9 protein-coding genes and 1 pseudogene are annotated in these 9,255 nt (G+C 74.3%); 9 read left to right on the plus strand and 1 reads right to left on the minus strand.

The genetic code is table 11. The annotated features are described in order from the left end of the window. The coding region (locus ACME2J_RS21280; protein WP_495546956.1) for a penicillin-insensitive murein endopeptidase at positions 1-660 on the plus strand (660 nt) is incomplete at its 5' end. A 192-nt stretch (positions 661-852) separates the two neighbouring features. Here ACME2J_RS21280 and ACME2J_RS21285 read toward each other — a convergent pair. Continuing rightward, entirely contained in the window at positions 853-1,212 is a 360-nt protein-coding gene (locus ACME2J_RS21285; protein WP_495546957.1) for a hypothetical protein, read from the minus strand. A 162-nt stretch (positions 1,213-1,374) separates the two neighbouring features. On the opposite strand from ACME2J_RS21285, the gene ACME2J_RS21290 reads away from it, so the two are divergent. The 8 genes and pseudogenes from ACME2J_RS21290 to ACME2J_RS21325 form a co-directional block, all read left to right on the plus strand. Then, positions 1,375-2,178, plus strand: coding sequence for a TlyA family RNA methyltransferase (locus ACME2J_RS21290; protein WP_495546958.1), 804 nt, complete (start codon positions 1,375-1,377; stop codon positions 2,176-2,178). Continuing rightward, positions 2,175-3,032, plus strand: coding sequence for an NAD(+)/NADH kinase (locus tag ACME2J_RS21295; protein WP_495546959.1), 858 nt, complete (start codon positions 2,175-2,177; stop codon positions 3,030-3,032). The genes ACME2J_RS21290 and ACME2J_RS21295 overlap by 4 nt, the downstream gene beginning before the upstream one ends. A 298-nt stretch (positions 3,033-3,330) precedes the next feature. After that, positions 3,331-4,989, plus strand: a complete 1,659-nt coding sequence (recN, locus tag ACME2J_RS21300; RefSeq protein ID WP_495546960.1) for a DNA repair protein RecN — start codon at positions 3,331-3,333, stop codon at positions 4,987-4,989. A gap of 72 nt (positions 4,990-5,061) precedes the next feature. Continuing rightward, entirely contained in the window at positions 5,062-6,276 is a 1,215-nt protein-coding gene (gene steA / locus ACME2J_RS21305) for a putative cytokinetic ring protein SteA (RefSeq protein ID WP_495546961.1), read from the plus strand. Between the two features lie 31 nt (positions 6,277-6,307). Beyond that, positions 6,308-7,192 (plus strand): copper transporter, encoded by an 885-nt coding sequence (locus ACME2J_RS21310; protein ID WP_495546962.1) that lies wholly within the window; start codon positions 6,308-6,310, stop codon positions 7,190-7,192. A 17-nt stretch (positions 7,193-7,209) separates the two neighbouring features. After that, positions 7,210-8,106, plus strand: coding sequence for a DUF7847 domain-containing protein (locus ACME2J_RS21315; protein ID WP_495546963.1), 897 nt, complete (start codon positions 7,210-7,212; stop codon positions 8,104-8,106). Between the two features lie 43 nt (positions 8,107-8,149). Then, positions 8,150-8,977, plus strand: coding sequence for a hypothetical protein (locus ACME2J_RS21320; protein WP_495546964.1), 828 nt, complete (start codon positions 8,150-8,152; stop codon positions 8,975-8,977). Then, positions 8,970-9,255 (plus strand): annotated as a pseudogene (locus tag ACME2J_RS21325) (CTP synthase); the annotation flags it as partial. The gene ACME2J_RS21320 and the pseudogene ACME2J_RS21325, both read left to right, overlap by 8 nt.

Below are 9,255 nucleotides of genomic sequence, written 5' to 3' on the forward strand. Positions count from 1 at the left end.
CTCGTCCAGCGCCTCGCCCGCGCGTCCGTGACGGCCGGGCCCGTGCCGCTCGCCGCCCCCGGCGCGCAGACGCCCTCCGCCGCGGCGGCGGCCGGCCCCCTGACGCAGCGCCCGGCTCGTCCGGCACGGCCGTCGCGAGCGCTGGGGCTGCCCTACGAGGACGGCCGGCTCGTCCGGGGCGTCGAGCTGCCGGTCGAGGGACCCGACCACGTCACCTGGGACGGCGTCGAGCGCGTCGTCCCGAACCCCGCCTGGCGGCGCTACGGCACGGACGTCCTCGTCCGCACGATCCTCGAGGTGCTCGCCGAGCACCGGGCGGCCCACCCCGGGGCGCCGCGGGTCCTCGTCGGCGATCTCAGCCGGCCCGAGGGCGGCGTCTTCGACTCCCGCTTCGGCGGCCTCGGGCACAACTCCCACCAGAACGGCCTCGACGTCGACATCTACTACCCGCGCGAGGACCGGCGGCAGCGGCAGGCGGCGCGGGCCGGGCAGGTCGACCGCCGCCTCGCCCAGGATCTCGTCGACCGCTTCGTCGCGCGCGGCGCCGAGCTCGTCGTCGTCGGGCACGGCGTCGGTCTGGACGGCCCGGCCGACCGGGTCATCCGGCTCGACCACCACGACGACCACCTCCACGTCCGCCTGCCGAACCCCGAGGGCTGAGGGCATCGGTCGCCCCGGGGCGACGCGGTGCGCGGCGCGCGGCGCCACGTCCGGCCCGGCCACGAAAGAGGAACGACCCGCTCGAAGGCGGGCCGTTCCGGGGAGGAGAGATACTGCTATGTGATGTGGGTCCAGCTATGTGATCTCTGAGGGAAGTCTCGGCCGGCGTGTCGCCGCCGGCGGGCGTGGGGGTCAGGCGTGCGCGCTGTATCGCGTGGAGAGGTTGAGCGCGAGCTGCGCGGTGGCGATGGCGCCGAGCACGACGCCCGCGAGGGGGTCGTCGGCGACGGCGAGGAGCACCGCGGCGCCGGCGAGGCCGAGCGCGAGCCCGTAGTCGGCCGCGTAGTGCGACGCGATCGACATCGCGGGGCGTCCGCGCTCGTCCGTCGTCGAGGCGAGGGCGAGGCCCACGATGGCGGCGCCCACGACGACGGAGACGACCGTCGCCGCGGCCGAGAAGCCGAGGACGAACGGCAGCGCCATCGCGGCGAGCCCGAGCGGGAGCTCGATGGCGCCGTGGAGGCCGAACGGGATGAGGCGGAACGCGGTCATCTGGCAGCACATGGTCGGGGCGGGGGAGGAGATTGTCTGTGATCGTGCACACAGAGTCGAACAATCGTTCGGATCCGCACGATCGAACACGTGCTCGCCCGGCCCCCGGGGGCACGGCGACGTGCACCGCCGCGCCCCCGCGTCGCTACCGTGTCCGCCGGGATGGAGAAGGTCCGGCTCGACACGCTTCTGCACCGCCGCGGGATCTTCGACTCCCGCAGCCGCGCCGCGGCCTCCGTCATGGCGGGCGAGGTGCGGCTCGGAGACCACGGCGAGCGCGCGGAGAAGCCGGGGCAGCTCGTCCCGGCCGACGCGGTCCTCCACGTCGACGAGGCGCCGCGCTACGTCTCGCGCGGCGGCGTCAAGCTCGCGAACGCGCTCGACGCGCTCGCCCTCGAGGTGACGGGGCGCCACGCGCTCGACGTCGGCGCCTCGACCGGGGGCTTCACGGACTGCCTTCTCCAACGCGGCGCGGCGCACGTCGTCGCGGTCGACGTCGCCTACGGCGAGCTGCACTGGAACGTCCGCAACGACGAACGCGTGACGGTGCTCGAGCGCTGCAACGCGCGCTCTCTCGCGCCCGCCCTGCTGCCCTACGCGCCGGATCTCGTCGTCTGCGACGTCTCGTTCATCTCGCTCGCGAAGATCCTCCCGGCGATCCTCCGCTGCGTGGACCCGCGCGGCTACGACGTCCTCGCGATGGTGAAGCCCCAGTTCGAGGTCGGCCGCGACCGGGTCGGCAAGGGCGGCGTCGTCCGCTCCCCGGAGGACCGCCGCGCCGCGCTCCTCGCGGTCGCGCGAGCCGCCGCCGCGGCCGGGTCGTCGGTGCTCGGGGTCGCGCCCTCGGGGCTCCCCGGGCCGAAGGGCAACCGCGAGACCTTCGTCCACCTCGCCGAGCCCGGGCGCACCGGGGCGCTCGACGACGTCGAGCTCGACGCGGCGATCCTGGAAGCCGAGCCCGGATGAACCCGTCCCCGCAGCGCAGCGCGACGGTGTTCACGCATCAGCGTCCGGCGCAGACGGCGTCGGCTCTCGAGGCCCTCATCCGCGTCGCGCGTGACGAGGGGGTCGTCCTGCGCTTCGACGCGGACGAGACACGCAAGCACGGCCTCGTCGCGCAGGAGGGCATCGTCGTCGACGCGCCGGTCATCGACGACGTCGAGGTCTGCGTCACGCTCGGCGGCGACGGGACGATCCTCAGCGGCCTGCGCCGCTACGCGGGCACGAGCGTCCCGGTGTTCGGGGTCAACTTCGGCGAGATCGGCTTCCTCGCGACGATGGACCCGGACGGCGAGGCGACGGGGCTGCGCCGGGCGCTGCGTCGCGACTTCGACACGCTCACGCTCCCGGCGATCGCGCTCGAGCTCCCGACCGGCGCCCACGCGGCGATCAACGACGTGTCGATCCACCGTAAGGTCGGCGAGCGGGTCGCCACGCTCGCCTACTCCAGCGACGGCCAGGAGGTCGGCAGCGTGCGCTGCGACGGCCTCGTCCTCGCGACGCCGGCCGGTTCGACGGGCTACAACCTCGCGAACGGCGGCCCCGTCATGGCCTGGGGCGTCGAGGGCTTCGCCGTGTCGTTCATCGCCCCGCACTCGCTCACGGCCCGGGCGCTCGTCGTGGCGCCCGACGACGAGCTCGCGATCGACAACCGCTCGCGCGGGGCGGTGGACATCTCGGTCGACGGGCGGCCGGTCGGCGAGCTCGATCCCGGGCAGCGGATCACGGCGCGCTTCGTGCGCGAGGCCGCAGACCTCGCGCAGCTCCCCGGCTCGAGCTTCTACCTGCGCCTGCGGGAGAAGTTCGGCCGGCTCGCGTAGGGGGCGCGGGCAGGGGGGCGGGGCGGGGGCGAATTCAACGCGCGTTCGTTTGACGCCCGCATAGGGGGCGAATTCAACGCGCGTTCGATTCGCCCCTCGGGCGGGGCGGGGGCGAATTCAACGCGCGTTCGTTTGACTCCCATATAGGGGGCGAATTCAACGCGCATTCGATTCGCCCCGCCCCGCCCCGCCCCGACCCGCCCCGCCCTCCGTCCACCGCCCCGCCGCACACCGAGCCGGGCTCGCACGAACACGCGTTCGACGCGGTTCCGTCCGCGGCCGCTGGTTCACTCGCCGCATGCTCCACGAGCTGCGGGTCGAGAACCTCCTTCTCATCGAGCGGGCCGAGCTGCGGCTCGCGCCCGGCCTCAACGTCATCACCGGCGAGACAGGCGCGGGCAAGACGGTCCTCGCGCACGCGCTCGACCTCCTCCTCGGCGGCAAGGCCCGTCAGGGGATCGTCCGCCCCGGCGCGAGCGAGGCGTACGTCGAGGGCGTCTTCGACCTCCCCGACGGCCTTCGCGAGATGCTCGGCGACCGCCTCCCCGCGGACGCGGAGGACCTCGTCCTCGCACGCCGCGTCGTCGCCGAGGGGCGCACGCGCGCGTCGATCGGCGGCCGCTCGGCGAGCGTCGCCGACCTGCGGGACGTCGCGCAGGCGCTCATCTCGTTCTACGGCCAGCACGAGAGCCGGAAGCTCACGATCGCCTCGGCGCAGCTCGATCTCCTCGATGCGTTCGCCGGCCCGTCGCAGGCCGAGCGTCGCGAGCGAGCCGCGACCCTCCACGCGCGGGTGCGCGGCCTCGACGAGCGCCTCGCCGAGCTGCAGGAGCACGCGGGGGCCCGCGACCGGGAGCTCGACCTCCTCGAGTTCGAGCTCTCCGAGATCGAGGGCGCCGACCCCTCGGTGGAGGAGGAGGCAGGGCTCCTCGCTTCACGGGACCGGCTCCGCCACGTCGAGGCCCTGCGGGGCGCGGCGCTCGGGACGTGCGAGGCGCTCGTGCCGGACGACGGCGACGGCGTCGCGTCGATCCTCGCCGGCGGCGGGGCGGAGCTCGAGTCCGTCGCCGGGGTCGATCCCGAGCTCGACGGCCTCGGGGCGCGGGTCGAGGCGCTCGCCATCGAGGCGCAGGACGTCGCGACCGACCTCCGGCGCTACGTCGAGGGGCTCGACGCCGATCCGGAGGCCCTCGAGGCGGCCGAGGCGCGGCTCGCCGTCCTCGACCGGCTCAAGCGCAAGCACGGCGGCTCGATCGAGAGCGTGCTCGCGCACGCGCGGACGTGCCGCGCGCGTCGGGACGAGCTCGCGGGCGCCGAGGTCGCGCTCGAGGAGGCGACCGCGGAGCGCGACGCGGCGCGCGCCGAGCTCGTGGAGGCGTGCGCGGCCCTGCGGGCGGCGCGCGAGGAAGGCGCCCCCGCGTTCGCCGAGGCGGTCCGCGCCCGGCTCGAGGACCTCGCGATGGAGGGTGCCCGCTTCGAGATCTCCCTCTCCGGCCGGGAGCCGGGCCCGACGGGCGCGGACGCGGTCGAGTTCCTCATCGCCGCGAATCCGGGCGTCCCCGCCGGCCCGCTGCGGGAGATCGCGTCGGGCGGCGAGCTCTCGCGAGTCATGCTCGCGATCCTCGGCGTCGCGAACGACGGCCGGGCCGGCGCGACGCTCGTGTTCGACGAGGTCGATGCGGGGGTCGGCGGCGTGACGGCGCGCGCGGTCGGCGAGCAGCTGCGCGACCTCTCCGCCGGCCGCCAGGTGCTGTGCATCACGCACCTGCCGCAGATCGCGTCGCTCGCCGCGCGGCACTTCTCGATCGCGAAGGACACGTCCGTCGAGCCGGCGGTGACGACGGTGCGGACGCTCGAGTCGAAGGAGGTCGTCGGCGAGCTCGTCCGGATGCTCGGGGCGGAGGCCGACGACGTCGCCGCGCGACGCCACGCCAAGGAGCTCCTCAAAGCGGCGTAGAGCCCGCATGCTCGTGGGTGCGGCCCGCGCGCCGAGCCCGTCGCCGCGTTCAGACCCTAGACTGAGGCGTCGATGCCCCTGCCCCGTCGCACCTCGCGCGTCGAGGCCCCAGCGAACGGAGGGGCGGGGAGCGCGGCCCCCGCCGAACCGGCCGCGTCGGCGCCCGTGCGCGGCCGCGCTCGCAAGGGGCGACGGACCAAGCACCTCGTGAAGAAGCTCGAGCCGGGCGAGGTCGCGGTCGTCGACCATCACGACCTCGACCGCGTGAGCGCCGAGGATCTCATCGCCGCCGGGGTCGTCGCGGTCCTCAACTGCCGCGCATCGTCGAGCGGGCGCTACCCGAACATGGGCCCGCTCCTCCTCGTCCAGGCGGGCATCCACCTCGTCGACATGGCCGACGACGCGCTCTTCGACACGCTCCACGACGGGGACGAGCTCGAGATCATCGGAGGGGACGTGCGGCGCGCCGGCGAGGTCCTCGCGACGGGCGACTACCAGGACCCCGCGTCGGTCCGGGCCGCGAACGAGGCCGCGCGCGCGGAGATCGGCGAGGCGCTCGAAGCCTTCGCGCGCAACACGATCGAGCACATGCTCGAGGAGCGCGAGCTCCTCTCGGGCCGCATCGAGCTGCCGCGCTTCGAGACGGACTTCCGGGACCGGCCGGCGCTCGTCGTCGTCCGCGGCGTCGACCACCAGTCGGACCTCCAGGCCCTGCGGCCCTACGTCCGCGACGTGAAGCCCGTGCTCGTGGGCGTCGACGGCGGGGCCAACGCGATCCTCGAGGCCGGGTTCACCCCCGACATGATCGTCGGCGACATGGACTCCGCGCAGGAGTCGACGCTGCGCTGCGGAGCCGAGCTCGTCGTCCACGCCTACCCGGACGGCCGCGCCCCGGGCCGCGACCACCTCGACTCGCTCGAGCTGCCGCACAAGGTCGTGCCCGCGCCGGGGACGAGCCAGGACATCGCGATGCTCATCTGCGCCGAGAAGGGGGCGAGCCTCATCGTCTCGGTCGGCTCGCAGCTCAACCTCGTCGAGTTCCTCGACAAGAACCGGCGCGGCATGAGCTCGACGTTCCTCACCCGCCTGCGCCTCGGCGAGATCATCGTCGACGCCAAGGGCGTCTCCCGCCTCTACCGGCCGCTCCCGCGCGCGGCGCCCGTCGGCCTCGTCGCCCTCACCGGCGTCCTCCTCCTCATCGCGGTCGTCCTCGCGAGCCCCGGTCTCCGCGAGGTCGCCGACCTGCTCTGGCTGAAGCTGCGCGTCCTCCTGGGCTGGGACCTGTAGGCGAGCGCCGCCCTCTACTCTCCGCCCCGCCGTGTTCGACTTCCGCTACCACGCGCTCTCGCTCGTCGCCGTCTTCATCGCGCTCCTCGTCGGGCTCCTCCTCGGCGTCGCGATCGGCGACCGCGGTCTCGTCTCGAGCGCCGAGCGCGACCTGCGCGCGTCTCTGCGCGCAGACGTGGAGGCGGCGAACGAGCGCGCCGACGACCTTCGCGCCGAGGTCTCCGCCCGCCGCGAGTACGAGGAGGAGGCCTACCCGTCGCTCGTCGCCGACCGCCTCACAGGCCGGCGGGTCGCGCTCCTCTTCCTCGGCTCGTCCTCGGACGAGATCGTCGGCGACGTGCGCGACGCGCTCACCGACACCGGCGCGCGCCTCGTCACGGTCGGGACGCTGCGCCTCCCGCCGGACGTCGGCGAGCTGGCCGAACGCGCGGAGGGCACCCGCTACCAGTTCCTCGACCGCGACGACACCGAGCTCCTCTCGGAGCTCGGCTTCCGCATGGGCGTCCAGTACGCCGACGGCGGCAACCTCATCGAGCGGCTCCGTCCGACGCTCTTCTCGACCCTCAACGGCGAGCTCGACGGGGCCGAGGCGGTCATCGTCGTGCGACGGCCCGCGGAGCTCGAGGACGAGGAGAGCGCTCTCCGCGACCCGTTCGAGGACGGCGTCGTCCGCGGCCTCGTCGAGAGCGAGTCGCGCGTCGTCGCCGCCGAGACCGAGGAGGCCGACCCGTCTCAGATCGGCTGGTACTCCGACCGCGATCTCACGAGCGTCGACGCGGTCGACCGGATCGAGGGCAAGACGGCGCTCGTCCTCGCGCTCGGCGGCGCCGAGGGGACGTTCGGCATCAAGGACAGCGCCGGGGCGCTCCTCCCCGAGCCGGTCGGCGGGGCGTCGCCACGTGTGGCGGCGCCGTAGCGAGGGGGACGACGCACGTGCATCTCGACAAGAACCGCGACCTCTCGAGGCTCCTCGACGAGTCCTTCGGGCTCTACCGGCAGCACCTGCGCCTGTTCGTCCTGCTCGCCGCGGCGGTCGTCGTCCCGGTCGACCTCGTCGTGAGCGGCATCGGGCTCGGCCAGCTCACCTCCGACTACGACTCCGACCCCCCGATCGAGGCCGTCCTCGTCCCGGCGGCCGTCTCGGCGCTCGTCACAGTCCCGCTCATCACCGCCATGCTCGTCCACGCGGTGCTCGCCATCGCGCGCGGCGAGACGCCGACCGCGGGCTCCGCCGCTCGCGACGGCCTCGACGCGTTCACGCCGGTCCTCGTCGTCGTCCTCCTCAGCGGGCTCATCGTCGCGCTCGGCTTCGTCGCGTTCATCGTGCCCGGGATCGTCGCGCTCGTCTTCCTCAGCGTCGCGGTCCAGAGCGTCGTCGTCGAGGGCCGCCGAGGCACCGACGCGCTGCGCCGCTCGTTCGAGCTCGTCCGCGGGAACGCCTGGTGGACGTTCGGCGTCCTCGTCGTCACGAACCTGCTCGTCGGGATCCTCGGCGCGATCGTCGCGATCCCGGGTGCCGCCCTCGCCGACGCGGCCGACCTCGCGGTCATCTCGCTCGCGACGACGATCGTCGTGGAGATCTTCACGCTGTCGTTCCAGGCGCTCGCGGTGACGATCCTCTTCTTCACGCTCCGCGCCCGGCACGCGGGTCCGGCCGCCCCGACGGGCTGGGGCCCGCCCGGGGCCGACGAGCCGGTCACGCGACCGCGCGGCGAGGGCCCGGCCGACGGTCCAGTGGGCCCGTCCCCTGGCGCTCAGCGCCCCTCGCCGCCCGCTCCGCCGCCCCGTGACGCGCCCCCCGGCTGGGAGCCCCCGCGGCCCGACCGCTGAGGGCGGCGGCGCTGTCGTCCGCGGGTGGCGCTACGTTCCCGCGGTGCCGGAGCGCGTCCTGCCCCTCCTCCTCGGCGCCGCCGCAGCGGCGTTCATGGCGGCACCGCTCCTCCGCGCGCTGCGCGAGGCCGGTGCGACCGTCGAGAACTACCGGGGTGAGCACCTGCCCTGTCCGCTCGGCCTGCTCCTGCCCGCGGCGGTCGTCGTCGCGATGGTGCCGCTCGGCCTCCTCATCGTCGCCGACGCGCCCGATGCCGCGCTCGTCGCCGCGCCGGGCTTCGTGCTCGGCGTCGCCGCCCTGGGCCTCGCCGACGACGTGTTCTCCGGCTCCTCCCGCGGATGGCGGGGCCACGGTCGTGCCGTGCTGACGGGGGCCTTCTCGACGGGTGCGCTGAAGGCGGTCGGCATCCTCGGGCTCGCGCTCTTCTTCACCGCGACGCCCGACGACGCGGGCGTCGCGCTGCTCAGCGCCCTCGTGCTCGTCCTCGCGACGAACCTCTTCAACCTCCTCGACCTCCGCCCGGGTCGCGCGGTGAAGGCCTACGTCCTCGTCGCGCTCGGGTGCTGCCTCCTCGCGTGGGACGAGGTGACGGCCTCGTCGCTGGGCCTCTACACAGGGGCGATCCTCGTCGCCGGCCTCTACGACGTCCGCGAGCGCGGGATGCTCGGGGACACCGGCTCGAACGTCGTCGGGGCGGTCGCCGGGCTCTGGCTCGTCGCCTCGATCGACTCGACCGCCGGTCTCGCCGTCTGCGCCGCCGTCCTCGCGGGGATCACCGCGTACGGCGAATTCCACTCAATTTCCGGGCTCGTCGAACGCACCCCCGGACTTCGTCACCTAGACTCGATCGGGAGAGTGCACCGTGCCTGAGCCCCCCAAGAAGACTCGTTACATCTTCGTCACCGGCGGGGTCGTCTCCTCGCTCGGGAAGGGGATCGCCGCCGCGTCGATCGGCCGGATCCTCGTCTCCCGCGGCCTGACGGTCGGGCTGCAGAAGTTCGACCCCTACATCAACGTCGATCCGGGGACGATGTCGCCGTACCAGCACGGCGAGGTGTTCGTCACCGAGGACGGCGCCGAGACGGACCTCGATCTCGGGCACTACGAGCGCTTCACCGACAGCAACACGTCGCGGGCGTCGAACGTCA

The sequence above is a fragment of the Paraconexibacter sp. genome (assembly GCF_059438195.1).

What these genes read in the sequence shown, in the direction of transcription:
- ACME2J_RS21285 (WP_495546957.1), bottom strand. Translation starts at nt 1,212, where the DNA reads ATGACCGCGTTCCGCCTCATCCCGTTCGGCCTCCACGGCGCCATCGAG.
- ACME2J_RS21290 (WP_495546958.1), top strand. Translation starts at nt 1,375, where the DNA reads ATGGAGAAGGTCCGGCTCGACACGCTTCTGCACCGCCGCGGGATCTTC.
- ACME2J_RS21295 (WP_495546959.1), top strand. Translation starts at nt 2,175, where the DNA reads ATGAACCCGTCCCCGCAGCGCAGCGCGACGGTGTTCACGCATCAGCGT.
- recN (WP_495546960.1), top strand. Translation starts at nt 3,331, where the DNA reads ATGCTCCACGAGCTGCGGGTCGAGAACCTCCTTCTCATCGAGCGGGCC.
- steA (WP_495546961.1), top strand. Translation starts at nt 5,062, where the DNA reads ATGCCCCTGCCCCGTCGCACCTCGCGCGTCGAGGCCCCAGCGAACGGA.